22 protein-coding genes and 1 tRNA gene are annotated in these 24733 nt (G+C 57.1%); 17 read left to right on the top strand and 6 right to left on the bottom strand.

Going from position 1 to position 24733, the window contains the following annotated elements; all coding sequences use genetic code 11:
- Positions 1 to 97 precede the first annotated feature (97 nt).
- The 17 genes from ACZ5K9_RS14150 to ACZ5K9_RS14070 all read left to right on the top strand — a co-directional run bounded on the left by ACZ5K9_RS14150 (position 98) and on the right by ACZ5K9_RS14070 (position 18802).
- Positions 98 to 262 (top strand): hypothetical protein, encoded by a 165-nt coding sequence (locus tag ACZ5K9_RS14150; protein WP_464271974.1) that lies wholly within the window; start codon positions 98 to 100, stop codon positions 260 to 262.
- A gap of 126 nt (positions 263 to 388) precedes the next feature.
- Positions 389 to 1879, top strand: coding sequence for a lysine--tRNA ligase (lysS, locus tag ACZ5K9_RS14145; protein ID WP_464271973.1), 1491 nt, complete (start codon positions 389 to 391; stop codon positions 1877 to 1879).
- A 10-nt stretch (positions 1880 to 1889) separates the two neighbouring features.
- On the top strand, positions 1890 to 3137 hold the full coding sequence (locus ACZ5K9_RS14140) for a lipoprotein-releasing ABC transporter permease subunit (RefSeq protein WP_464271972.1): 1248 nt from the start codon (positions 1890 to 1892) through the stop codon (positions 3135 to 3137).
- Positions 3130 to 3834, top strand: a complete 705-nt coding sequence (locus tag ACZ5K9_RS14135) for an ABC transporter ATP-binding protein (RefSeq protein WP_464271971.1) — start codon at positions 3130 to 3132, stop codon at positions 3832 to 3834. Before ACZ5K9_RS14140 ends, ACZ5K9_RS14135 begins: the two co-directional genes overlap by 8 nt.
- Positions 3835 to 3874: 40 nt before the next feature.
- Complete coding sequence (bamA, locus tag ACZ5K9_RS14130) at positions 3875 to 6532, top strand: outer membrane protein assembly factor BamA (protein ID WP_464271970.1); 2658 nt, start codon at positions 3875 to 3877, stop codon at positions 6530 to 6532.
- A 59-nt stretch (positions 6533 to 6591) separates the two neighbouring features.
- A complete protein-coding gene (locus tag ACZ5K9_RS14125; RefSeq protein ID WP_464271969.1) occupies positions 6592 to 7116 on the top strand; it encodes an OmpH/Skp family outer membrane protein in 525 nt (174 codons plus the stop codon).
- 23 nt (positions 7117 to 7139) lie between these two features.
- Positions 7140 to 8225 (top strand): UDP-3-O-(3-hydroxymyristoyl)glucosamine N-acyltransferase, encoded by a 1086-nt coding sequence (gene lpxD, locus ACZ5K9_RS14120; protein WP_464271968.1) that lies wholly within the window; start codon positions 7140 to 7142, stop codon positions 8223 to 8225.
- Positions 8209 to 8637, top strand: a complete 429-nt coding sequence (fabZ, locus tag ACZ5K9_RS14115) for a 3-hydroxyacyl-ACP dehydratase FabZ (RefSeq protein WP_464271967.1) — start codon at positions 8209 to 8211, stop codon at positions 8635 to 8637. The genes lpxD and fabZ overlap by 17 nt, the downstream gene beginning before the upstream one ends.
- Before the next feature lie 59 nt (positions 8638 to 8696).
- Positions 8697 to 9470 carry an acyl-ACP--UDP-N-acetylglucosamine O-acyltransferase gene (lpxA, locus tag ACZ5K9_RS14110; protein WP_464271966.1) on the top strand — a complete coding sequence of 258 codons (774 nt, stop codon included), beginning with the start codon at positions 8697 to 8699 and terminating at the stop codon, positions 9468 to 9470.
- 51 nt (positions 9471 to 9521) lie between these two features.
- A complete protein-coding gene (gene lpxI, locus ACZ5K9_RS14105; protein WP_464271965.1) occupies positions 9522 to 11408 on the top strand; it encodes a UDP-2,3-diacylglucosamine diphosphatase LpxI domain-containing protein in 1887 nt (628 codons plus the stop codon).
- Positions 11405 to 12535: a lipid-A-disaccharide synthase gene (gene lpxB, locus ACZ5K9_RS14100; protein WP_464271964.1), complete on the top strand. Its 1131-nt coding sequence runs from the start codon at positions 11405 to 11407 to the stop codon at positions 12533 to 12535. The genes lpxI and lpxB overlap by 4 nt, the downstream gene beginning before the upstream one ends.
- Positions 12529 to 14277, top strand: a complete 1749-nt coding sequence (msbA, locus tag ACZ5K9_RS14095; RefSeq protein ID WP_464271963.1) for a lipid A export permease/ATP-binding protein MsbA — start codon at positions 12529 to 12531, stop codon at positions 14275 to 14277. Before lpxB ends, msbA begins: the two co-directional genes overlap by 7 nt.
- A 14-nt stretch (positions 14278 to 14291) precedes the next feature.
- Positions 14292 to 15641, top strand: coding sequence for a 3-deoxy-D-manno-octulosonic acid transferase (locus ACZ5K9_RS14090; protein ID WP_464271962.1), 1350 nt, complete (start codon positions 14292 to 14294; stop codon positions 15639 to 15641).
- A 31-nt stretch (positions 15642 to 15672) separates the two neighbouring features.
- Entirely contained in the window at positions 15673 to 15945 is a 273-nt protein-coding gene (locus ACZ5K9_RS14085) for an HPr family phosphocarrier protein (RefSeq protein WP_464271961.1), read from the top strand.
- A 147-nt stretch (positions 15946 to 16092) separates the two neighbouring features.
- The gene (gene ptsP, locus ACZ5K9_RS14080; RefSeq protein WP_464271960.1) at positions 16093 to 17892 is read left to right on the top strand and encodes a phosphoenolpyruvate--protein phosphotransferase; all 1800 of its coding nucleotides are present in this window, start codon (positions 16093 to 16095) and stop codon (positions 17890 to 17892) included.
- Between the two features lie 25 nt (positions 17893 to 17917).
- Positions 17918 to 18406, top strand: a complete 489-nt coding sequence (smpB, locus tag ACZ5K9_RS14075; protein WP_464271959.1) for an SsrA-binding protein SmpB — start codon at positions 17918 to 17920, stop codon at positions 18404 to 18406.
- A gap of 308 nt (positions 18407 to 18714) precedes the next feature.
- A tRNA-Leu gene (locus ACZ5K9_RS14070) sits at positions 18715 to 18802 on the top strand.
- Positions 18803 to 18891: 89 nt separating this feature from the next.
- On the opposite strand, the gene secF is transcribed toward ACZ5K9_RS14070, so the two are convergent.
- From secF to ACZ5K9_RS14040, 6 genes are all read right to left on the bottom strand, one after another.
- Positions 18892 to 19959, bottom strand: a complete 1068-nt coding sequence (secF, locus tag ACZ5K9_RS14065; RefSeq protein ID WP_464271958.1) for a protein translocase subunit SecF — start codon at positions 19957 to 19959, stop codon at positions 18892 to 18894.
- A gap of 18 nt (positions 19960 to 19977) precedes the next feature.
- Positions 19978 to 21573, bottom strand: a complete 1596-nt coding sequence (gene secD / locus ACZ5K9_RS14060; protein WP_464271957.1) for a protein translocase subunit SecD — start codon at positions 21571 to 21573, stop codon at positions 19978 to 19980.
- 206 nt (positions 21574 to 21779) lie between these two features.
- The gene (gene yajC, locus ACZ5K9_RS14055) at positions 21780 to 22142 is read right to left on the bottom strand and encodes a preprotein translocase subunit YajC (protein ID WP_464271956.1); all 363 of its coding nucleotides are present in this window, start codon (positions 22140 to 22142) and stop codon (positions 21780 to 21782) included.
- Positions 22143 to 22227: 85 nt separating this feature from the next.
- Positions 22228 to 23355 (bottom strand): tRNA guanosine(34) transglycosylase Tgt, encoded by a 1128-nt coding sequence (gene tgt / locus ACZ5K9_RS14050; protein WP_464271955.1) that lies wholly within the window; start codon positions 23353 to 23355, stop codon positions 22228 to 22230.
- A 7-nt stretch (positions 23356 to 23362) separates the two neighbouring features.
- Positions 23363 to 24418: a tRNA preQ1(34) S-adenosylmethionine ribosyltransferase-isomerase QueA gene (gene queA, locus ACZ5K9_RS14045; protein ID WP_464271954.1), complete on the bottom strand. Its 1056-nt coding sequence runs from the start codon at positions 24416 to 24418 to the stop codon at positions 23363 to 23365.
- A complete protein-coding gene (locus ACZ5K9_RS14040; protein ID WP_464271953.1) occupies positions 24419 to 24616 on the bottom strand; it encodes a DUF2065 domain-containing protein in 198 nt (65 codons plus the stop codon). It abuts the gene before it with no gap.
- Between the last annotated feature and the right edge of the window lie 117 nt (positions 24617 to 24733).

The following is a 24733-nucleotide window of genomic DNA, read 5'->3' as shown; positions in this document are numbered from 1 at the left end:
CCTTTTTCTTTGCCATGTCGTTCAAAAATAGTTAAAGGTCAATGGACAGGCTGACGCTCCCCGCGTGTCGTCGGGAGAAAATTCAGGAGGTGGATTCGTGAGTCGCAACACCGCGTGGATGTGTCTCGGAGGCGGGGTAATTCTCTTTGTTCTCGGCGTTCAGCGCCTATGGCAGCACGGTGACTGGGCACTACTCCTTCTCAGCGTCCTCATCGGCGCCTTCAGCATCTCGGCCCTCTTGAAACACAAACCCCCTCAGTGATTCCTTTGCCGGGCATCCGGCACGGTCCGTGCTTGACGCCACGTTATAAATCAACTACGGTTCTCCCGCATTTTCCGGCCGCTTGTGCGGCTTTTCATCGCCCAACGGGAAAGGATATCGGCTCTTATGGAGGAACTCAGTCAGGTTCTGCGCGAGCGCCTAATCAAAGCGGAAGAGATGGAGCGGGAAGGAATTTGCCTTTACCCGAACGGATACCGGGTCGATCATGCCATCGGCGCCATAGTGAATGATTACTCCCACAAGAGCAAGGACGAACTGGAAACCGAATCTCCGTCGTTCCTCGTGGCCGGCCGGATTATGGCACTGCGCTCGTTCGGCCGTTCCGTGTTCATGCACATTCAGGACGGCTCCGGCCGGATCCAAGTCTACTGCCAACAGAACACCCTGGGGAAAGACGCCTACGGTCTGGTGAAAAAGCTCGACCTCGGCGACATCATCCGTGTGCGGGGAACACTTTTTCGCACAAAAACGGACGAGCTCACCCTGCTGGCTCAAGAAATCGTCCTTCTCACCAAGAATCTTCGCCCGCTTCCCGAGAAGTACCACGGCCTCAAGGACGTGGAAACCCGCTACCGGCAGCGCTACGTGGACCTCATTGTCAACCCTTCTGTACGGGACACTTTTATCAAAAGAACCCGGATCGTCCACGCCGTCCGGCAGTTTCTTTCCGAGCGGGGGTTTCTGGAAGTGGAGACGCCCATGATGCAGATCATCCCCGGGGGAGCCACCGCCAAACCCTTTAAGACCTTCCATAACGCTCTGGGCATCGATCTGTATCTGCGCATCGCCCCGGAACTGTACCTCAAGAGGCTATTGGTCGGCGGTTTCGAACGGGTTTTTGAGCTCAACCGCAACTTTCGCAATGAGGGGATTTCGACGCAGCACAACCCCGAATTCACGATGCTGGAGTTTTATCAAGCCTACGCCACCTACGAAGATCTTATGGCCCTCACTGAGGAGCTCTTCTGCCACGTGGCCCGACAGGTCAATGGCGGCAGTCTTCAGGTCACCTACCAGGGCACTCCTATCGATCTGACTCCTCCGTGGCGGCGTTACCGCCTTTCGCAGGCCCTCACCGAAATCGGGGGGGTCCCGGCGGAAGCCGTGGAGGAACCCGAAGCTGCGGCCGCCGTGGCCCGTTCCTTGGGACTTCCCGTGGAAAAATACGAGGGCCATGGAAAACTCCTCACCAAAATCTTCGATCTTGTGGTGGAGCCAAAACTTGTCCAACCGACCTTCATCACCCACTACCCGTTGGAGGTCTCTCCCCTGTCCAGAAAAAACGATCAGGACCCCCGGCTTACGGACCGCTTCGAGCTGTTCATTGCCGGTCGCGAAATGGCCAATGCCTTTTCGGAACTGAACGACCCAAGAGACCAGCGGGAACGGTTTCGACGCCAGGTCGAAGCACGAGAGGCCGGCGACGAAGAAGCGCATCTGATGGACGAAGACTACATTCGTGCGCTGGAATACGGGATGCCGCCGGCCGCCGGCGAGGGAATCGGCATTGACCGAATGGTCATGTTCTTCACGGACTCCCCGAGCATTCGGGACGTGATCCTTTTTCCGCACCTTCGCCCCGAAAAGAAAGTGTAGCGGAGTCGTCATGCACTTTGAGTTTTTCATCAGCCTCCGCTACTTGTTGGCCAAGAGACGACACGCCTTCATTTCCCTGATCACCCTGATTTCCGTAGCCGGCGTGGCCGTCGGTGTGATGGCGCTTATCGTGGTCTTGGCGGTGATGAACGGATTCCAGCATGACCTGAGGGACCGGATCCTGGGTGTGACGTCCCACGCCGTCGTCGGCCACTTCCAAGGCACCTTCGGGACGTATCATGAGCTGGTCCAGGAAATCCAGCAGGAAGAAGGAGTGGCCGCGGCAACCCCTTTTGTCCTGACTCAGGTGATGATGAATTCCGGCAAGTCCGTTTCAGGGGCGATCCTGCGGGGAATCGATCCAGAGAGCGCGCCCAAGGTGACGCGGCTGGAGCAAAGCCTTCTTCAAGGCACTTTGGCCTCATTGCTTGAGACACCCGCGGAGACGCCCGCCTCGGAGCGGCCCTCTCCGGGAATCATTCTTGGGGTGGAACTGGCCACACGATTGGGCGTCCGCCCTGACGAATATGTGACTCTGATTTCCCCGACGGGCCAGACCACTCCGGCAGGTCGCGTTCCCAAGAGTCAGCTTTTTCGTGTCGTCGGCCTGTTCAAATCCGGCATGTTCGAATACGACAACACCCTGGCTTATATCCACTTGAGGGACGCTCAGAGACTTTTGGGCATCGGCGATGCGGTCAACGGCATCGAGGTGAAAGTCATCGATATTTACGAGGCGGCGCAAGTGGCCGAGCGGCTCCAGAAAAAGCTGGGATATCCCTACTGGGTTCGAGACTGGATGCAGATGAATCACAACCTATTTTCGGCCCTCAAGCTGGAAAAGGTCGTCATGTTCATCATTCTCACTCTCATTATCCTGGTTGCAGCCTTCAATATCGTCAGCTCGCTCATCATGATGGTCATGGAAAAGACCAAAGACATCGCCATCCTCAAAGCCATGGGTGCCACAACCCACATGGTCCGGCGCATTTTCGTGCTCGAAGGTCTGCTCATCGGCGTCATCGGGACCGTGTTGGGGCTTGTGGGCGGGTTTGCCCTGTGTGAACTTCTCAAGCGCTATCAGTTTATTGAGCTGCCTCGAGACGTTTATTACATTTCGACGTTGCCGGTCCGAATGGAGGCGTTAGACGTGGTCATCATTGCCTGTGCGGCGGTAGCCATCTGCCTCGCGGCCACGTTCTACCCCTCAAAGCAAGCCGCCAAGCTCCACCCGGCGGAGGCCCTGCGCTATGAATGATCGATCTCAAGGCCTGCAGATCCATGCCGTAGGCATTTCCAAGGTTTTCAACAACGGACCGCAACGGGTGGAACTTTTTCGGGATCTGGAACTTCTTGTCTCCCGCGGCGAAATGGTGGCCATCGTCGGGGCATCCGGGGTCGGTAAATCCACCCTGCTGCACATCCTGGGCACCTTGGATCGGCCCACAGCCGGCAAGGTCCTTTTCGGCGGCAACGACGTGTTTCTCTGGTCCGAACCCAAACTGGCCGAATTTCGAAACCGCCATATCGGCTTCGTGTTTCAATTCCATTACCTTCTGCCGGAGTTTACGGCGCTGGAAAACGTCATGATGCCGGGACTCATCGCCGGCCTGCCCAAAAGGGACATTCGGGCTCAGGCGGAAGATCTTTTGGAAAAACTCCAGTTGAGCCACCGGCGCCACCACAGGCCGGCAGAACTTTCCGGGGGGGAACAGCAGCGGGTGGCCATCGCCCGGGCGTTAGTGTTGGGGCCGTCTCTTTTGTTGGCCGATGAACCTACAGGCAATCTGGACACCAGGACGGCCCGTCGGTTTCACGAGTTGTTGGTCGCCTTAAATGAAGATTTGGGCTTGACCATGATCGTGGTGACCCATAACCCAGAACTGGCCGCCATCATGCACCGCACCCTGCAATTGTCGGACGGACAACTCCGCCCGGCGGGGGCGTCCCTTTAAGGGCACGGAAGGGCTTTTCCGAACACACACGAGGAGACTCATGATGGTCAGAAAACTCGGCTGCGCATTGGGAGTTGTGCTGGTCTTGGCCTTAAGTGTGCAGGCGCAGGAATCCGCAGCGCCGGAACGGGTAACGGTCGCCGTCGCGCCCTTTGCCGTTTATACGGCGGAGCCCCAACCCCAGCTGGGTCTGCGTGTCCAAGAACTCCTGGCGCAAAGCCTCCTCAATCTCGGTGTGGAACTGGTGGCGCTTCCAGAGGTGAGGCGCGCCACAGGCAACCAACCGGTGGCGGACGAAAACCAAGCTCTCAATACGGCACGGCGGCTCAAGGCCCGCTATCTCATCTGGGGAAGTGTGACCCAACTGGGCGAAAAGGCCAGCATTGATGCGAGACTTGTGGATACCGAAGGCGTCGGCGCAGCCCGGGTTCTATTTGCCGAAGGCGATCTTGCCAACCTCGTGGACGTCACCCAGCAAGTGGCTCAGCAAGTGACCGTGCATGTGCTCGCCAAAGCCGTGGTGGCCGACGTGGCTGTCCAAGGCACAGAAAGGATCGAACCCGATGCGGTCCTTGTCCAGGTCAAAACCAAGAAAGGCGAACCGCTCAAAGATGATACCTTGCAGGAAGATATCCGCACCATCTATAAGATGGGGTTTTTCGAAACCGTCGCGGCAGATGTGACCGACACAGATCAAGGAAAGCGGGTCACTTTCGTCGTCCGGGAGAAGCCCTCGGTGGTGGAAGTGAAACTCGAAGGGAATAAAGAGATTAAGGAAAAGGATATCCTGGCGGCCATTTCCACCAAACCTTTTACCGTACTCCGCAAAAACGTCGTCAACGACGATGTCAACCGCATCGTCAAGCTCTACCATCAGAAAGCCTTTTTCAACGCCGAAGTCACCTCCACCATCGATTTCCCTCAGGATCCCCGAAAAGCTGTGGTTGTCTTCCGGATCAAGGAAGGCAAGAAAATTTACGTCAAGGGGATCGACTTTACGGGAAACGCACATTTTTCCGACCGAAAGCTCCGCGGTGTCATGGAAACCAAAAGCCGAGGAATCTTTTCGTGGTTTTCGGATAAAGGCGTCTTGGACCGCGAAGTGCTGGATACGGATCTGGACCGGGTGACCGCTTTCTATCACGACCACGGATTCATGGATGCCCGGGTGGGAAGCCCGACCGTGGAGAAAAGAGAAGACGGTTTTTATATCGTCCTCCCTGTGGTGGAGGGCCAACGGTACCGTGTGGCTGCCGTGGACGTGCGGGGAGATCTTTTGGAAACCACCCCGGAGGTCGCCAAGCGACTGGAGCTAAAAAAGGAGCAGTATTTCAGCCGAGAAAAGCTCCGCAAGGATTTGGACACCCTCACCAAACACCTGATGGACGCCGGTTATGCCTACGCGCAAGTCGATCCCGCGGTTTCCAAGAATCCTGAAAGCCATACCAGTGATGTGGTCTATCAATTGCGCAAGGGACCAATGGTTCACATTGAGAAGATCACCATTACGGGAAACACCCGGACTCGGGATAACGTTATCCGCCGGCAGATCCAGCTCGCCGAAGGGGATCGTTTCAGCGCATCGGCCATGGAACGCAGCCAACTCAACCTGAGACGCGTGGATTATTTCGAAGAAGTCGACATCCAATCCTCGGAAGGCTCGACACCGGAAGCCATGAACCTGAACGTCAAGGTGAAAGAAAAGCCGACGGGAGCCCTGAGTGTTGGGGGCGGCTATTCGTCCGAAGACGGGGTTTTCGTCGGTGGGAACATCCTGCAACGCAATCTCTTCGGCCGCGGCCAATACTTGGCCCTCAAAGCCTATTTAGGGGGTGAAACATCACGGTATTCTTTGAGTTTTACGGAGCCATGGCTCTTCGACACCCCTTTATCGGCCGGGTTTGATATCTATGACTGGTACCGGGAATATAACGATTTCAATAAGGACGCCATGGGCGGTAAGCTTCGGATCAGCCACCCCTTCGGGACATGGAGCCGGTGGCATCTGGCGTACGTTTTTGAAAACGCAAAGGTCTCCGATGTGGACGAGGACGCCGCTTTGATTATCAAAGACCAGGAGGGTCGCCAGATTAAGAGCAGTATTATGGCTTCCGTCGAGCGGGACAGCACGGACCACCCGTTCCTGCCCACCCGAGGTTCAATGCACACGGTTTCTTTGGAATACTCCATCCCCTACCTGGGCAGTGATTCGGATTTCGTGAGCCTTGTCGCCGGCGCGGGACGATACTTCCCGCTGTTCTGGAAGTTTGTGGGATTCGCTCACGTTAAAGGCGGCTACATCTTCGAACTGGATTCCGATAAGCCGGCACCCATTTATGAAAGGTTTTTCCTGGGAGGAATCAACTCCATCCGCGCCTTCGATTGGGGCGACGTGGGACCTAAAGATCCCGAAACAGGCGATAGCATCGGGGGGATCAAATTCGGCCAAGTCAATCTGGAATTGCTTTTTCCGCTGGCGGAAAAGATCGGCATGCGGGGCGTACTCTTTTTCGATGCCGGGAACGCCTTTGACGACGGAGAAGACTTTCGCATCGAAGACTTTCGAACGGCCGCGGGGGCGGGGGTGCGCTGGAATTCCCCCATGGGGCCCCTGCGTATCGAGTGGGGTTACAATCTGGATCGCAAGCCGGGCGAAGACTCAAGCAACTGGCAATTCTCCATGGGTGTGTTTTTCTAAGGCTCACACCCTGGACGTCGATCGCTTAACACTTTCACCTCAAGGAGGCACAGTCGCTCATGAAACACCGTCTTTTCCCACTGCTTCTCTGTATGTTGGCCCTTGGCATGTGGAGCTTCCCATCATATGCGGCCGATCTTAAGATTGGGTACTTTGATTTGCAGGCGGTCCTCGATCGATCTCAATGGGGTCAGGAAGTCAAAAAGGAATTCAACACCAAAAAGGCGCAACTGGAAGCCGAGGTCCAGGCCAAGGCCAAAGAATTCCAGGAATCGAAGCAATCCTATGAGAAGCAGCTCCAGATGATGGACGAGAAGTCCAAGAAGCAAAAGGCTCAAGAGCTCAGACAAAAGCAGGTCGAGGGCGAGAAGCTCCTGATGGAGAGCAATGCGGAGCTCAACAAATTGTCCCAACAACTGAGTAAGCCGCTCATCGACAAGGTCATGGACATCGTGCAGACCATCGGCAAAAACGACAAATATGACTACATCTTTGAAGTTCAAAAAGCCGGTCTGGTCTACGCCACAGAAAAGACGGACTTGACCCAGACCATCATTAAAGAATTGGATAAGGTTAAGCGCTGAAAATCTCGGAAAGGCGCCGTGGGGTGGAAAAAAGAACTTACAGCCTCTTCGAACTCTCCCGCCTTTTGGACGTCCCCTTGAAAGGCGATGGGAATGTGGTCATTGACGGAGTCGGGCCTTTGGAAACGGCAGGTCCGACCCATTTGACCTTCTTGGCCAATCCGAAATATCGAGGCAAGCTGGATGGTTCCCGTGCGGCGGCGGTGATCGTGGATCCGAGCCTCCAGGATGTGGGGCGGCCCGTCCTGATCTCCTCCAATCCCTATTGGACCATGGCCAAGGCGGCCCAACTTTTTTACAGTCCGCCCCGGTTGGATCCGGGTATTCACCCCACGGCCCTGGTGTCCCCGCACGCCTCGATAGCGTCCGATGCCGCCATCGGCCCGTGGGTGCATGTGGGCCCTGGGAGCACCGTGGGCACCCGTTCCCGTCTTTACGGGCATGTCTATGTGGGGGCCGACGTGACTATCGGGCAAGAATGCCTGATCTATCCCCACGTGACCATCCTTGACGGGTGTCGACTGGGCAATCGAGTGATCATCCATTCCGGCACGGTCATCGGCAGCGATGGATTCGGCTTCGCTCAAGACGCCCAAGGCCGTTCCACCAAGATCCCTCAGACCGGCATCGTCCACATCGACGACGACGTGGAAATCGGCGCCAACTGCGCCGTGGACCGGGCGACCTTCGGCAAGACATGGATTCAGGAGGGTGTCAAGATCGACAACCTTGTCCAGATCGCCCATAACGTGACCATCGGGCGATACAGCATCATTGTGGCCCAGGTGGGCATCGCGGGCAGTGTGACCCTGGGAAACCACGTGGTTCTTGGAGGCCAGGTGGGCATTGCGGGGCACCTGAAGGTGGGGGATCGAGTCCGCATCGCGGCCAAATCGGCCATTTCCCACTCTGTGGAAGCCGACCAAGATCTCATGGGCGTTCCCGCGATGCCCCACAAGCAATGGCTGCGTCACTACGCCGCATGGCTACGACTACCCCGCTGGCAGCAAGAGTTGGCGTCGCTCAAACAGCGGGTGCGCTCTTTGGAAGAGGCCTTGGCACGAACCCAGACCCCAACCGAGGACGGAAGCCATGGAAATGCACGCTGAAGAAATCCTCAGGAAGCTGCCCCATCGCTACCCTTTTCTCCTGGTGGATCGCATTCTGGAAATGGGCGAAGAGGAAGTCATCGGGCTGAAAAACGTCACTCTCAACGAGCCCTATTTCCAGGGGCATTTTCCGGGCCATCCCGTCATGCCCGGCGTGCTTATCATGGAAGCCTTGGCGCAAACCGGCGGTGTCCTGGCCTTTGCGTTGAACCAGGCGGATTCCGCAGGACCTGTCTACTTCATGGGCATGGACAAAGTGCGATTCCGCCGACCCGTGCGCCCAGGAGACCAGTTGATTTTGAAGTTGAAACTCCTGCGCCGTAAAGGGCCCGTGTTCAAGATGAAAGGGGAAGCCTACGTCGGAGATGAATTGGTCGCCGAAGGCGAACTCCTGGCCACCATTGAACCCTAGGTCCACAGCTCCCCCAGACAAGCTCAAAGCTCCCGCAGAAAGGAGGATCACACCTTCTCATGAACATTCATTCGACGGCAATTGTCGATCCTAAGGCGGAACTGGCCGACGATGTGGTCATCGGCCCCTATGCCGTCATCGGCCCGCATGTCCAGATCGACTCCGGGACGTCCATCGGCTCACACACCGTCATTGACGGCTGGACGCGGATCGGTCGGAACAACCGCATCAGTTCCTTTGTCTCCATGGGTTTCCCGCCGCAGGATCTGAAATACAAAGGAGGTCCGACACAGCTCGTTATCGGGGACGGCAACACCATCCGGGAATACGCCACCATACACCGGGGAACCGAGCACGGTGGCGGAATCACCCAGATCGGCAACCACAACCTCATCATGGCCTATGCCCATGTGGCCCACGATTGCATCCTGCAAGACCGTGTGATCATGGCCAACGCCGCCATGCTGGCCGGCCACGTGCTCATCGAGAATGATGCGGTCATCGGCGGTCTTGCGGCCATTCACCAATTCTCCAGAATCGGCACACATGCCTATGTGGGAGCCAAGGCCGGGATCAAGAAAGACATACCGCCCTATATGTTGGCCACGGGATATCCGGCCAAACTTTACGGGCCCAATACCGTGGGGTTGAAGAGGAAGGGCTTTTCCAGCGAAGCCATCCAGGCTTTGAAGAAAGCGTACAAAATCATCTTCCGAAGCGGCCTGACCCTTGGCGAAGCGCTCGAACAGGTACGGCAGGAGGTGGGGAATTTTGCCGAAGTGGGCAACCTCCTTCGGTTCATCGAAGGCACGCAGAGGGGTTTGACACGCTGACATTACCAACGACGAAATCGGCAGGACGCTGCGAAACAACCGACGAGAACCATGGCGAACGATACTCTCATCGGACTTATTGCAGGGGGCGGACAATTTCCGCTCCTTTTTGCTGAAGGGGCCAAAGAAGCTGGATACCAGGTGGTGGCGGTGGGATTTGATGGGGAGACGGATCCCAATCTGGCGGCTCATGTGGCCGCCTTCCACCTGCTCAAGCTGGGCCAGCTCAGCAAACTCATCCGAGTGTTCCAAAAAGCGGGTATCCGGCGGGTCGCCATGGCCGGCGCCATCAACAAGACCCGACTTTACACCAGGATTCGGCCGGACTGGAGGGCCTTCAAGTTGTTGGCGTCCCTGCGCAACAAGAAGGATGACCATATCTTAAGGTCTCTCGCAGGAGAGCTGGAAAAGGAGGGGATTCAAGTCGAGCCCTCGACGCTCTTTCTCCCCGGACTCTTGGCGCCCGAGGGACTGCTGACCCGCCGGCATCTCAATGCCAGGGAACAACGGGATGTGATCTTCGGTTGGGAAATGGCCAAGGCCGTCGGACATTTGGATATCGGCCAGTGTCTGGTGGTCAAGGACCAGGCGGTTTTGGCCGTGGAAGGCATGGATGGGACGGATGAAACCATCCTCCGAGGCGGTCGTCTGTGCCGGGAAGGGGCGGTGGTCATCAAGGTGAGCAAGCCCATACAGGACTTGCGCTTTGACGTGCCTGCCGTCGGCCTGCAGACCATCGAGACCATGCAGGCCGTCAAGGCCCGGGTCTTGGTGGTGGAAGCCGGCAAAACGCTGCTGTTCGATCGCGACAGAGTCGTGGAAAGGGCCGATCGGTATGGCATGACCATTGTGGCCGTTTCCGAGCCGCGGCAGACGGGCGACCTTCATTCCTCAAAGGAGGGCTCAGTTCCCCAGAGGCGCGAAGTTCTGCAGCCGTTGAAGCCCGTGGCGCTCATTCGTCCGGCGGATCCCGGGGCGTTACGCACGGCCGTCGTGGGCGTTGGATATCTCGGGACCTTTCACGCCGAAAAATATGCCCGCCTTAAGGAAGCTCAGTTGGTGGGGGTGGTGGATACGGACCCCAAGCGGGCGGAAACGGTGGCCGCCCGTTTGAACTGCACCCCCTATACCGATCATCGGCGTCTTCTCGGGAAGGTGGATGCGGTGAGCGTGGTGACGCCGACCACGTATCATTTCGCGGTCGCTCGGGATTTCCTCGAGGCCGGGGTCCACGTTCTGGTGGAAAAACCCCTGACCGAATCGATTCACGAAGCCGAAGAACTGGTAAGGCTGGCCGACACGAAGGGCGTCATTCTGCAGGTTGGACACCTGGAGCGGTTCAATCCCGCCTTTCGGGCCGTGGAACCGTATGTGTCCAATCCCATGTTTCTGGAAGCCCATCGCCTGGCTCTCTTCAACGAACGCGGCTTGGAAGTGGATGTGATCCTGGACCTGATGATTCACGACCTGGACATCGTGCTCCACTTGGTGCGCTCACCCCTGGCGACCCTTTCGGCCTCAGGGGTCCAGGTCCTGACGCGTCTTCCCGACATAGCCAATGTGCGATTGGAATTTCAAAACGGCGCCGTCGCCAACCTTACGGCCAGTCGGATATCCATGAAAAACATGAGACGGCTTCGCATTTTTCAAGAGAACCGATATTTGGTGGCCGACTACGGCAATCGGCGCGCTTTTTCCTTTCTTAAAGAGGACACTGTGAGCGAGGACGGCTATCCGGAAATCGCCACGGAAGAGCTGGAAGTGGAAAATCGAGATCCCTTGGAAGAAGAAATTCGATCGTTTCTCGAGTCCGTCCGTTCCAAGTCTCCTCCTGTGGTCGACGGTCGACAGGGCATGGAAGCGGTCCGCCTCGCCTTGGCCATCTCGCGGCAAATTCACGCTCGGATGAACTCTGCCCGCCCCAAGGACGGACGATGAAACGGCCGAAGATTTTCCTGAGCGCCGGGGAGGCTTCTGGAGATCTCCACGGGGCACGGTTGGTGACGGAGATCTTCAATTCCAGGCCGTCGGTTCGGGTGGACGCCATGGGGGGGCCTCGGTTGCGCACGGCCGGGGCAAACCTCTTGGTGGACTACCGGGATTTGTCCCTCATCGGGGTCCTGCAGGTCTTTTCGAAATCCCGCGCCATCTATCGGGCATGGAGGAGGCTTCGCCGCTACCTGGAGCGGGAACGGCCTGACGTGGTGGTTTTAGTGGACTTTCCCGATTTCAACTTCCTTCTTGGGCGCGCAGCCCGTGCACTGGGATTAAAGGTTTTTTACTACATCAGCCCTCAGGTCTGGGCGTGGAGGCCGGGCAGGGTCAGGACTCTCAAACGGTTCGTCAATGCCATGGCCGTCATCCTGCCCTTTGAAGAAGCCTTTTACCGGAAACGCGGGATGGCCGTGCGCTTCGTCGGCCATCCTTTGGTGGATGAGGTGCGCCCTGTGGAAGATCACGCCACGTGCCGGAACCTGCTCGGGCTGGGATCGGAAACCGTGATTTGTCTCCTCCCTGGAAGTCGTCCGGGGGAAATGAAAACTTTTCTGCCGATCCTCCTGGAAGCTGCCCGTCTTTTGCTCAAAGAGGTCCCTGCGGCGACCCTCTTGCTTCCGGTAGCGCCCGGTCTGGACCCCGCGGAGGTTGCCTCTATGGTCCAGGCGGCTTCGGTCCCCGTGCGTCTCGTGACAGGCGACACGTATCGGGCCATCCGGGCTTCCCAGGTGGCTTTGGCCGTCTCGGGAACCGTCACCTTGGAATCGGCCCTTCTCGGCACACCTTTGGTGGTCGTTTACAAGGTTTCGCCCGTGGAATATCATTTGGCTCGGCACCTTATCCGTGTGCCTTTCATCGCCTTGCCCAATGTGATCCTCGGACGGAGGGTATGTCCCGAACTCATTCAACAGGAAGCGCGGCCGGAACGGCTTACGGAAGAAGCGCTGCACCTGATTCGAAACCCGAAACGTGCCGCTGAGCAACGCCTGTGGTTTGAGCGCCTGGTTGCCATGTTGGGGCACCCCGGCGCGGCGCGACGCGCGGCCGCCATGGTTTTAGAACTATGCTGACAAAAGATTCTCCCGCCCTCATGGCCTTGCACCGCATGACAGGTCTACTCCGGCCTCACTGGCGCCGGCTGGCCTTGGCCGTGGTGTGCATGCTCATGGTCTCCGTTTCCACCGGGTTGACGGCCTACCTCATCAAACCGGCTATGGACGAAATCTTTATCAAAAAAGATGTGTTCATGCTGACCCTTTTGCCGGCTTTGTTTCTTGTGGTCTCCTTGGTCAAGGCGTTGAGCGATTGGGGAAGCACGTATTTTCTCCAATCCGTCGGGCTTCGTGTGGTCGCTGGTTTGCGTCAGGAACTGTTTGACCACATCCACGGCCTGTCCCTGTCCTTTTTCGACAAAGCCAGTACAGGCACGCTCATGAGCCGTATCACCAACGACATCAAAGAAATTCAGGTGGCCGTCAATCAGGCCATCTCGGGTGTGGTTCGGGATACCGTCACCATCGTGGGTCTCATTTTCGTGGTCTTCTATCAAAACTGGCGGCTGGCAACTATTGCCGTGGCCGTGCTCCCCTTGGCCTTTTTCCCTCTCGTTCACTTCGGCCAAAAACTGCGAAAACTTGCCCGTCGGGGCCAAGAAAAAGTGGCGCATCTCAGTGTGGTGCTCCACGAGTCTTTCACGGGTGTGCGGATTGTCAAAGCCTTCGGGATGGAAGAGTATGAAAAGAAGCGGTTCGCTCGGCAAAATGCCGCGGTTTTGGACAATCAGCTGAAGGCCCTGCGCATTGACGCCCTGTCGAGCCCTCTGATGGAATTCATCGGCGCCATCGGCATTTCCGCCATCATTGCCTACGGAGGCTATCAGGTGGTGCAGGGAACTTCCACCCCGGGAACGTTCTTTTCATTCCTCGGCGCCATGATCATGCTCTATAAACCCGTCAAGAGCTTGAACAAACTGAACAGCACCCTCCAGAAGGGAATCGCGTCCATCCTTCGGGTCCAGGAAGTGCTTTCCCAAAGGAGTGAGATCGTGGAGCGCCCCGGCGCCGTCGAACTCACCCGGGTTCACGGCGCCGTGGAATTCCGTAATGTTTCTTTCGCCTATGACACGACCCCCATTCTCCGCAATATCTCTTTGAAGGTGAGCCCAGGTGAAGTGGTGGCATTGGTCGGGAGCAGCGGTGGCGGCAAGACCACACTGGTCCATCTTATCCCGCGTTTCTATGACGTGACCCAAGGGGCGATCCTCATCGACGGCATAGACGTACGGGATGTGACGGTGCGGTCCCTTCGACGCCATATCGCCATGGTCACTCAGCACAGCTTTCTCTTTAACGACACGGTTCGAAACAACATCGCCTACGGCGATCCCACCAAATCGGAGGAAGATATCCTCGAGGCCGCCAAAGCGGCCTATGCTTATGACTTCATCTGCCGGCTGCCGCACGGCCTCGACACGGTGGTGGGTGAACAAGGGGTGATGCTTTCTGGGGGCCAAAGGCAGCGAATCTGCATCGCCCGCGCTTTGCTCAAGGATGCCCCGATCCTCATCCTGGATGAAGCCACCTCCGCTCTGGACAGCGAAGCGGAGCTGGAAGTGCAGCGAGCCTTAGAAAATCTGATGCGGGGCCGAACCACCTTTGTGATTGCCCATAGGCTGTCCACGGTCAAAATCGCCCACCGTATCCTGGTCATCAGCCACGGGTGCATCGTCGAAGAAGGGTCCCACCACAGCCTCATGGAACGCCGTGGCGAATACCGGCGCCTCTACGACATCCAGTTTCAGCAGCCGGATTAAGCGTCGAGGACCCTATGGACGCATGGTGGTTCCTCTACAATGCCGTTTTGAGCGTTTCCTGGCCCCTGCTCTGGTTGTATTACCGAATCCGCAAAGAGACTTCAGGGAAATACGGCACGTCATATCGATTCCGCCTGGGATTGGAATTTCCCCATGTTTTCCAGTGGGCTTCCAGCCCACTGTGGGTGCACGCCCTGTCCGTCGGTGAAGTCCTGTCCGCCATACCGCTCGTCGAAAGGATTCGACGCTCTCGGCCGGATGTGGCCGTCGTCTTTTCGGTCGCGACGGAAAAGGGATTCCGGGTTGCCCGCAAGGAACTGGAACACCTGGCGACGGCTGTCTTCTACATGCCCCACGATCACCTCTGGACTACGGTTCGACTTGTGCGCCGGATCAACCCCGCCGTCTTTGTCCTCGTGGAAACGGATCTATGGCCCAATTTGCTGAGGACTCTCAAGAAACAAAATGTGCCCGTCTTCTTGGTGAACGCTCGGCTCTCTTCCCGGTCCTTTGGACGCTACCGTCGCTTGGGAAAGATCGGCCTAGGTGTCCTTGATCACCTTGAGCGCATCTATACGCAGTCCGAGGAAGATGCGCGACGATTTGCTATGCTGGGAGTGGCTCGGGATCGGCTTTCTGTGGCCGGCAATCTGAAATACGACTTGGCCGTGTACCAAAAAGACAGGTCCGCCCGCACACTTTCCGGCTATGCCGAGTTTTTCGGGCAACGACGTCTGATATGGGTCGCCGGCAGCACCCATGAAGGAGAAGAAACCACCATGGTGCTCGCTCATCAACGAGTCCTGCAAGATCATCCCGACGCGCTGCTGGTGCTGGCTCCTCGGCACATTGAGAGAGCCCCTCGTCTCGCGGCCTTGTGTGAACGCCATGGACTCCGATGGAGGTCTAGGAGCGCACATCACCCCCTCGGCGACGCCCAGGTTTTTCTCCTGGATACCATAGGGGAACTGGCGATGTTCTATCCCCTGGCAAAAGGGGCGTTCGTGGGCGGAAGCTTAGTTCCCCGAGGCGGCCACAATCCTTTAGAAGCCGCCGTCCACGGCGTTCCCTGTTGCTGGGGTCCGTTCCTTGACAATTTTCGGGAAATCGAAAGTTTTCTTGTAGAGCATGGGTGCGGCCGTTGTGTACAAAGTGTCGAGGACTTGAGCGGCTTTGTCCTGGAGTCCATGGACGACGGGCTGTGGGACGGCCGACGCCGGTCGGCCTGTGCCCAGAGAGTGTGCTCGCGCGCTGGAACGGCCGGCGTTATTGCTCGAGACCTGATCGCTCGATGGCCTGTGGCACGGGCGTTGACTTGTGACCGACCCTATGCTAAGAAACATGCGCAATTCTTCAAGGAATGACGGGCAGCAAGCGGAGGCGATCTGGAATTCGGTGGCCGAAGTCGAGCAGGATTTCATCGTTCCCAATAAACTTGGTTTTCACGCGCGGGTTGCAGCCAAAATCGTCAAGGTGGCCACCCAATTTCAAGCCGACGTCCTGATCGCGAAGGATCATGTGACCGTCAATGGGAAGAGCATCCTGGACATTCTTAGCTTAGAATGCCCTCGAGGCACAAAGGTCAAGATCATTTCGCGAGGTGAAGACGCCGAGGCGGCGCTCAAAGCTCTGGCGCACCTGTTCCACAGTAACTTTGGGGAAACATAGGATCTGAAACGGCCCCAATTGAACGGCCCATGCGTTTGACCGAGACGAGCCCAGGCCTGGGAGTCACCCGAGAGCCATTGCGGTCCGCTCGGTTTTTTATTGTCGCGTGACATGGGTGTGGGGATTTTTCCGGGACTAGGAAAAGGCATGGAGAAAGAACCAATCCGCTTAAAAGGCTTCGGGGTTTCCCCTGGAATCGCCATCGGGAAAGCATTCCTTGCGGAAGAAAACCATATCCCTGTGCCGCATCATAGCTTGAACAGCGAGGAAGAAGTCGAGCAAGAGTGCGTTCTTTTCAAAGAGGCTGTCACGAAGGTGGAGCACGATTTGGAACGAACCAAACAATCTCTGCGGTCCGACATCAAGGATCATGCACATATTCTCGACGCCCATCAGCTCATCCTCAGGGATCCGCTTTTCTTCGATCAGACCTTGGAAGCCATCCGCACGGAACGCATGAATGCCATGCAGGCTCTCAAGAAGTCGATCCGAAGGATTTCCGAACTCTTTGCGGTCATGGACGACGATTACATTCGCGGTCGTATTGCGGATGTCAAGAGCATCGGAGAGCGGATCTTGAGCCATCTGGCGGGACAAAGCTCAAGCCGTTTTGAAGAAATCCGGGAACGGGTTGTGATCGTCGCCCGGGACATTTCCCCGGCCGACGCCGTGAAGATCCAGTTGGAAAAGACGCTTGGATTCATTACAGAAGCGGGTGGTCGAACCTCCCACACGGCCATCATCGCCCGCGCCTTGGGAATCCCGGCGATCGTGGGTGCGGAGAAAGCCTCAAAAATCATCCGGACAGGGGATCTCGTCATTCTGGACGGCGCCAGCGGCCGGATCATCGTCCATCCCACGGATGAACAAATTGCGTTCTATTACGAACTCCAGGACGCCCTGGAGACCTATATCAAAGATATCACTCGCAAGGCCCACCTTCCGGCGGTCACACTGGACGGCCGCAAGATCCGTGTCGAGGCGAATATCGAACTCATCGAGGAAGTGGTCGCCGCCAAAGATCACGGGGCAGAGGCCATCGGCCTCTACCGCACCGAATTCGCCTATTTGAATCGAGAAACCCCTCCCGACGAAGAGGAATTGTACGGCGAGTACAAAGAACTTGCCGAACTCATGGCGCCTTCTTCGGTCACCATCCGCAGCTTGGATCTCGGCGCGGAAAAGTTGGGCGGCTGGATGGTCCCCATTGAGCAGGAAAATCCGGCTCTGGGATTACGCGGCATTCGTTTGTGTCTGCAGCAGAAAGAATTTTTCAAAACCCAACTTCGGGCCATCTTAAGAGCCAGCGCGGTGGCTCGCAACCTCCGCCTCATGTTTCCTTTGGTTTCGGGAATGGGTGAGTTGCTCCAAGGCAAAGCCATTTTGGAGGAGGCCAAGACGGAACTGCGGCAACGCGGGGTTCCCTTCGATGAGCAGATGCCTTTCGGGGTGATGATCGAGATCCCATCCGCCGTGGCCGTCGCGGATATCCTCGCACGCGAGGTGGACTTTTTCAGCATCGGCACCAACGACCTCATCCAGTACGCCCTCGGCATCGACCGGGTCAATCCCCACGTGGCCCATCTCTATGATCCGCTCCATCCCGCCGTGGTGAGGCTCATTCGGCAGGTGGTCAGCACGGCCCATGAAGCCGGCATCCCCGTGACCATCTGTGGCGAGATGGCCGGAGAACCTCTTTTCGTTCCTCTTCTGCTGGGCCTCGAACTGGATTGTCTGAGCATGAACCCACAGGCTATCCCCCGGGTCAAGAACCTGATCCGTCGTTCCACTCTGGAAGAATGCCGTCGTTTCGTGCAGAAGGCTCTCTCACTGACCACAGCGGTCCATATCCGGGATGCTTTGCAGGAGTTGGTTCTGAAAATCTTTCCGGAGGAATTCAAATTCTTCGACCCTCAGGCCGTCAAACCCAATTCCCGAGCGGCCTGAGAATGTCGCACTCAAGGTTTTCCAAATGAAGAAATCGCAAAGTGCCATCAAAAACGGCATCAAAATTGTCTGCCAAAACAAGAAGGCCTTCCACGACTACGAAATCATCGAGAGCCTGGAAGCCGGCATGGTGCTCACAGGCACCGAGGTGAAATCGCTCCGGGAAGGGCGGGCGAACCTGAAGGACAGCTACGCCCGGGTCAAGGGGGGCGAAATCTGGCTGCATGATTTTCATATCAGCCCCTACCCTCATGCCTCATACAACAACCACGAACCGGAAAGGACCCGCAAGCTTCTGATGCACAAGCGGGAAATCCGCCGCCTTGCCGGAAAGACTCAGGAGAAGGGTCTTACCCTCGTGCCTTTGAAAGTCTATTTCTCAAAAGGCAAGGCCAAGGTGGAAATCGGGCTGGCACGAGGAAAGAAGGACTACGACAAGAGAGAACGGATCAAGCAGAAAGAAGAAGCTAGGGAAATGGACCGGTTGCGGAAGAAGTACAACATCTCGTCCTAGGCCGGAAAGCACCCCGAATTCGGTCCATGGACCCACGGGGTCTGGAGGCGCGGCAAACGGTGCGCCGCCATACGAGAACAGCAACTTCGGAAAGGATCGTGCATTTTTCTACGACCCAATCCATCTCGTTTTTGAAATCCGCCCTCCCACTCGTCTGCGTTGTCTATGCCTCTCGGATGCGTCCCAGAGCGGATCGCCCCCTCTCCTCCCCGTTCGTGGGCCCGTTGGGCGTGACAGCCTCTCGCAAACTGGCGCAGGGACTTTTCCTTGACAGGATCCGGCGCAATTTTTTAATATGTGCCCGCTTTGCCGGAGTGGTGAAACAGGTAGACGCGCTGGACTCAAAATCCAGTGGGCCTCGAGCCCGTGAGAGTTCGAGTCTCTCCTCCGGCACCAGACAAGAAAGGGGCTGCGGTGAGTCGCAGCCCCTTTTCATGTTCAAGATCGAAGATCCCGAGAGGTTTCCTCTTTCGGTCCCGTGATGTTTAGACTCCGCGTTTTGCGCGTCCCCTCCGACCTCCGGACATTTCTTCGTAAAGGATCAAGATCGGGCTGGCAATGAAGACGGACGAATAAGTTCCGACAATAATGCCGACCAACAGGGCGAAGGCAAAATCGTGGATGACGGTCCCCCCAAGGACGAACAAAAAGAAAACCACCAATAGGGTCGTCCCGGAAGTGAGAAGGGTGCGGCTCAAGGTTTGGTTGATGCTTCGGTTGACAAGTTCTTTCAGGTCGCCCTTGCGCGATCCCCGGAGATTTTCCCGGATACGATCGTAGACGATGATGGTGTCATTCAGGGAATACCCCACAATGGTCAGCAGCGCCGCCACGATGGTGAGATTGAATTCCTTATTCAGCAGGGCGAAAAGGCCCACGGTGATGAACACGTCATGGATCAGAGCCACAACGGCACCCAAGGCGTACGGAAGTTTCAGGATCCAACACAACACCAGCGTGATCACCAAGGCGCTCACAATCAGGTAGGACATGGACAATCCGGTCAAACCCAAAAGATAAACCCCCAAGAGTAGTGCTCCCGCCATGACACCGCTCGTTCCCCATTTGAGTTCGAACCGGCCGGAAATGTAAAGAGCGATGAAAAGCAAGGCGTAGTAAATGGCCAGCAAGGCCTTTTGCCTGAGGTCATGGCCCACTTTCGGCCCCACCATTTCGACCCGCAGGATCGTCGACTTCCCGGGACCAAAGGCTTGATTCAGGCGCCCTTGAATGTCATCGGACATCCTTTGGGCTTTTTCTTCACCGATGTCCGAACGGATGATGAACTCATTGTCCGCGTCCGCCCCCACTTGCTGGATGGCGCTTCGCCCGATGCCCAGTCCCTGAAGCGCATCGCGGATGGCGTCCGGTGTCGTCCGTTCCGTAAACTTCACCTGAATAAGGGTGCCCCCGGCAAAGTCGACGCCCATGTTCAGCCCGCCTCGCCACACAATGGCGAAGACGCCCACAAGGATCAGCAGGCATGAAAAAATGAACGCCTTGACCCTCATGCCCACGAAATTGATGTTGATGTCCGGTCTGATTAATTCCATAGGCGGTCCCGCCCTCCGCTAGATACTCAGCGTCCTCATGCGCCTTTCGATAAACAAGTAATCAAAAATCAATCGTGTCACGACAATGGCCGTAAAGAGACTGGCGACAATGCCGATGCTCAGGGTCACGGCAAATCCCTTCACTGGTCCGGTCCCGAATTGAAACATGACCAGGGCCGCAATAAGGGTGGTGATGTTGGCATCCAAGATGGTCAAGGTGGCTCGCCCATACCCCGCATCCAGCGCCGCCTTGGGCGTTTTCCCCAGGCGCATCTCTTCTCGGATGCGTTCAAAGATGAGCACATTGGCGTCCACCGCCATGCCGATGGTCAAGATGATGCCGGCAATACCGGGCAGTGTGAGTGTGGCTTGGAAGGCAGCCAACCCGGCCATGATCAAAAGGACATTTAAAATCAAGGCGATATCCGCCACCACCCCGGAAAAGCGATAATAAAGAACCATAAACGCCACGATACCGATGGCGCCGACGACCATGGAAAGGAATCCTTTGCGCATGGAGTCTGCCCCGAGGGACGGCCCGACGGTCCTTTCCTCCAGGATGACCACAGGTGCGGGAAGCGCGCCGGCCCGCAGCACGATGGCCAAATCCCTGGCCTCTTCCATGGTGAATGATCCGGTGATGCTCGCCCTACCGCCGGAAATTTTCTCTTGGATGACCGGCGCCGAATACACGACACCGTCCAGCACAATGGCCAGTTGTTTCTTGACGTTTTCTCCCGTGATCCTCTCAAAAATGCGTGCCCCCTGAGGGTCGAATTCGAGGGCCACGTAAGGAGTGTTGTACTGGCTGTCGATGCGGACATTGGCGTTGGTGATGTATTCTCCCGTGAGCAATGTCCGGTCTTTCAGGGCGATTTTGCCTTCCACGGTCCGTCCCGTTGTGGGATCGAAGCGGCGCATGGGATACACTTTCACCCCGGCAGGCAGTGCCGTCGCATCGGCCTGGGGATCAACCCCTTCGGCCACAAGCCGAAATTCCAGAACCGCGGTTTTCCCAATAAGGTCTAAGGCACGCTTTGGGTCTTTGATACCGGGCAGCTGGACCAGGATGCGGTTTTCCCCTTGAGGCCGAATGTCGGGCTCGCTGACCCCGAATTGGTCGATGCGATTCCGGATGGTTTCCAAGGCCTGGCTCACGGCGAGTTGCCGGATATGCGCGGCTTCCTTCTCCTTGACGCGGCATATCACTCGGAATCCCTCCGACGTCTCGGCGGCTTCCGCCCATTCCAAAATGGGAAATTCTTTTTCCAGAACCTCTCGCAGACGATCCCGCCGGCTCCCGTCCGCGAGCTGCAGTGCCAGGTCCCCGGTCTGTCGCCGTTCGATGGACCGAAAACCGATTTTTTCCTTGCGCAGCAACTCCTTGACCTCATCGATGAGGCGGTCCACCGTGGTCTTGACGGCTTCGTCGGCCTGAACTTCCAGAACCAGGTGCATGCCGCCTTGAAGGTCCAACCCAAGGTGGATCTTCTCATCGGGCAGCGTGCCGTGCCACCATTGGGGCAGCGACACCGGCAAAGACGGCAAGAGATACACAACGGCCGCCACAATCACCAAACATACCAAAATGGCTCGCCATTTCAGGCCCTTCAACCCGTATCCTCCCGCTTCCGATAAAACCTCTTGAAAAAGGCGGGACCAACGTGCGCGCCGATCCCGCCCTGAAAGTCTCTCGCGCTCCGCTTTTGGGCCGCGTGCTCACAACCCCGAGCGGGACTCGACTCCAGGGTACCGAGCCCGCCATGGCTCGGCACATCCAGGATCGCGACCCGGCGGGCATGTCCCACGTCGGCAGGTCCTTAGGCCTTCTCCTCGCTTTCCTCTTTGGCTTCGCCTCGGGAGATCAGACCGGCGATGTAGCCCCGCTGAACCTTCACCCGGACTTTGTCAGCGATTTCCAGGGTCACCACGGAATCGGTCAAACCGGTGACCCGACCGTGGATTCCCCCTTGAGTCATGACCACATCCCCTTTACGAAGACTCTGCAGCATCGCACGATGCTCTTTTTGGCGTTTTTGCTGTGGACGAATAAGAAGAAAGTAAAAAATCACCACCATCAAAATCAAAGGCAAAAAAGCCGCCAGACCCCCTCCTGCGGCTTGACCTCCTCCGCTTTGTTGCCCTGCCGTTCCCATCGCGTGGGCCATGGTCACCCAGTTCATGGATTCCTCCGTTTCCGTTTTCCGTGAGATGGACAAAGATTCCCTTGGAACAATCGAGCCTTTAAACGATATTTTGCTCTCGATGTCAATCGCCTATCGGTTCACCCCTTTCGCGTTGCCGGTAAAATTCGGCGCAAAACTCTTCAAAGCGGCCGTGGATAATGGATTCTCGAATACCGTTCATCAGGCTCAGGAAATAATGCAGATTATGCAGGGAGTTCAAACGATAGGCCAAAAGTTCTCTGGCCATAAAGAGGTGCCTGAGATAGGCACGGGAAAACGTACGGCACGTGTAGCACGAACAGCCCGGCTCAATGGGTTTCGGATCGTCGGCGTATCGGCTGTTTTTGATCTGAAGCGCTCCCCAGGACGTGAAAAGCATGCCGTTTCGGGCGTTTCGCGTCGGAACCACGCAATCGAACATGTCAATGCCGTGCCGCACCCCTTCGATGAGGTCCTCCGGCATCCCCACGCCCATGAGATATCTCGGCTTGTGCCGAGGGAGCTCCGGAACCACCGCCTCCAAAACCTCAAACATGATCTCCTTGGGCTCCCCTACGGCCAGACTGCCTATGGCGTACCCGGGGAAGTCCATGGCCTTGAGGGCTTCGGCGCATTCCCGACGCAGATCCGGAAAGACCCCTCCCTGCACAATGGCAAAAAGCGCTTGGTCATCTCTCATGAGAGCGTTCTGACATCTCTTGGCCCATCGCAGGGTTCTCTCCATGGACTCGCGGGCATAGTCCCGACTCACCGGATACGGCGTGCACTCATCGAAGCACATGGCAATGTCTGAACCGAGAAGCCCTTGAATTTCCATGCAGATTTCCGGCGTGATGCGGTGACGGGACCCGTCGATATGGGACTGAAAGGTCACGCCGTCCTCATCGATGGTTCGGATGGTAGCCAGACTGAAGACTTGAAAGCCCCCGCTGTCCGTCAGGATGGCGCCGGGCCATGCCATAAAGCTATGCAGGCCGCCGAGACGGGCGATTCTTTCGGCTCCAGGCCGCAACGACAAGTGATACGTGTTCCCTAGGATAATCTCCGCCCCAAGAGCATGCACTTCATCGGGGGAGAGGCTCTTAATGGTCGCCTGAGTCCCCACGGGCATAAACACGGGGGTTTCCACCGTCCCGTGCGCCGTATGGAGACGGCCCCGCCGCGCCCTGGTTTTCGTGTCTTCAACGATTAGTTCAAATCCCAACATCATGACGCCCCTAGATGATCAGCATCGCGTCCCCATAGCTGAAGAATCGGTACTGCCGGCGAACGGCCTCCCTGTAGGCGGCAAGGATCTTTTCCCGTCCGGCAAAGGCGGAAACCAATAGCAGAAGAGATGTTTTCGGAAGATGGAAATTGGTGATCAAGGCATCCACGACCCGGAAGACATAGCCGGGATAGATGTAATGATCGCACAAGCCGGAAACAGCCGTGAGCGATCCGAATCGGCAGGCCGCCCATTCCAATGTTCGAACCACCGTCGTCCCCACGGCGATCACGCGCCGACCTTCTCTTTTCGCGTCCCGGATCACGTCCGCCGTTTCGGCAGACACCCGCACATACTCCGAATGCATCACGTGATCGCGGATGTCGTCCGCCCTTACGGGAGCAAAAGTGCCAAACCCGACGTGTAAAGTGATCCATACAAGTCGGACCCCTTGGCTCTCCAGTTCTTCGAGGAGTTCCCGGGTAAAGTGCAATCCCGCCGTCGGTGCCGCCACGGCTCCGGGTTCCCGTGCATAGACCGTTTGGTAATCAGAGCGGTCCTCTTCTCTTTCCTGGGACGTATCTCGATGAATGTAGGGCGGCAAAGGCACCCGGCCCTTTTGTTCCAGAAGATCCAAGAGATTGTCCTCATCAAAACGCAGAACCACCTGACCGTCTTCACACCTTTTGGAGACGACCGCCGTCACATCCCCCTCGAGAAACAACCGGGTGCCAACCTTGGGAGGCTTGGACGATTTCAGAAGACAGCGGTACCCTTGGCGTTGTCCTTCCTCTGCGGGTTTGTACGGGTCAAGAACGAGGACTTCGGCGCGTCCCCCGGTTTCCTTGACTCCGACGAGACGGGCCGGCACCACGCGGGTGTCGTTGAGGGCGAGGACGTCACCGGCGCGCAGATAAGACAAAAGATCCCGAAACTGCCGATGTTCCACGAGCCCGGTGCGGCGATGAAGCACCATCAGGGCACATCGGTCCCGGTGGGGGCTGGGCGTCTGCGCCACCAGATGTTCCGGAAGGTCGTAGTCATAATCCTCCAAACGATAGCTCATCTATGGCCCTCCATGCCGACGGCCGAAGTAGACCATGATCAGCCCGACGATCATCAGAACAGCCCCTAAAACCCTAAGCTGCTCCGAAGGCAACCGAAGGATCTCTTGCAACCACTTTTTCATGCGGTCCGGAAAGGCCAAATAGGGCAATCCTTCGAGAAAGCACAGCAAACCAACGGCCGTCAGAAAAGATTCCATTCCGCACTCTCCCGTCAGATGAGCGGTGTTTGTACGGGAACATCTTGGCACAAAAACCCGGATCGCCTATCATGTTTGCTCCGGTTCTGTAAAGAGGTTGGGCCACGAGAAGCGTCA

This window comes from Desulfosoma profundi (genome assembly GCF_055387865.1).
This window is presented reverse-complemented; position numbering and strand designations above follow the sequence as displayed.

Bases quoted from the DNA above. Each gene is read 5' to 3' on its own strand.
- lysS (WP_464271973.1), top strand. From the start codon at position 389: ATGGAGGAACTCAGTCAGGTTCTGCGCGAGCGCCTAATCAAAGCGGAA.
- ACZ5K9_RS14140 (WP_464271972.1), top strand. From the start codon at position 1,890: ATGCACTTTGAGTTTTTCATCAGCCTCCGCTACTTGTTGGCCAAGAGA.
- ACZ5K9_RS14135 (WP_464271971.1), top strand. From the start codon at position 3,130: ATGAATGATCGATCTCAAGGCCTGCAGATCCATGCCGTAGGCATTTCC.
- bamA (WP_464271970.1), top strand. From the start codon at position 3,875: ATGATGGTCAGAAAACTCGGCTGCGCATTGGGAGTTGTGCTGGTCTTG.
- ACZ5K9_RS14125 (WP_464271969.1), top strand. From the start codon at position 6,592: ATGAAACACCGTCTTTTCCCACTGCTTCTCTGTATGTTGGCCCTTGGC.
- fabZ (WP_464271967.1), top strand. From the start codon at position 8,209: ATGGAAATGCACGCTGAAGAAATCCTCAGGAAGCTGCCCCATCGCTAC.
- lpxA (WP_464271966.1), top strand. From the start codon at position 8,697: ATGAACATTCATTCGACGGCAATTGTCGATCCTAAGGCGGAACTGGCC.
- lpxI (WP_464271965.1), top strand. From the start codon at position 9,522: ATGGCGAACGATACTCTCATCGGACTTATTGCAGGGGGCGGACAATTT.
- lpxB (WP_464271964.1), top strand. From the start codon at position 11,405: ATGAAACGGCCGAAGATTTTCCTGAGCGCCGGGGAGGCTTCTGGAGAT.
- msbA (WP_464271963.1), top strand. From the start codon at position 12,529: ATGCTGACAAAAGATTCTCCCGCCCTCATGGCCTTGCACCGCATGACA.
- ACZ5K9_RS14090 (WP_464271962.1), top strand. From the start codon at position 14,292: ATGGACGCATGGTGGTTCCTCTACAATGCCGTTTTGAGCGTTTCCTGG.
- ptsP (WP_464271960.1), top strand. From the start codon at position 16,093: ATGGAGAAAGAACCAATCCGCTTAAAAGGCTTCGGGGTTTCCCCTGGA.
- smpB (WP_464271959.1), top strand. From the start codon at position 17,918: ATGAAGAAATCGCAAAGTGCCATCAAAAACGGCATCAAAATTGTCTGC.
- secF (WP_464271958.1), bottom strand. From the start codon at position 19,959: ATGGAATTAATCAGACCGGACATCAACATCAATTTCGTGGGCATGAGG.
- yajC (WP_464271956.1), bottom strand. From the start codon at position 22,142: ATGAACTGGGTGACCATGGCCCACGCGATGGGAACGGCAGGGCAACAA.
- tgt (WP_464271955.1), bottom strand. From the start codon at position 23,355: ATGATGTTGGGATTTGAACTAATCGTTGAAGACACGAAAACCAGGGCG.
- queA (WP_464271954.1), bottom strand. From the start codon at position 24,418: ATGAGCTATCGTTTGGAGGATTATGACTACGACCTTCCGGAACATCTG.
- ACZ5K9_RS14040 (WP_464271953.1), bottom strand. From the start codon at position 24,616: ATGGAATCTTTTCTGACGGCCGTTGGTTTGCTGTGCTTTCTCGAAGGA.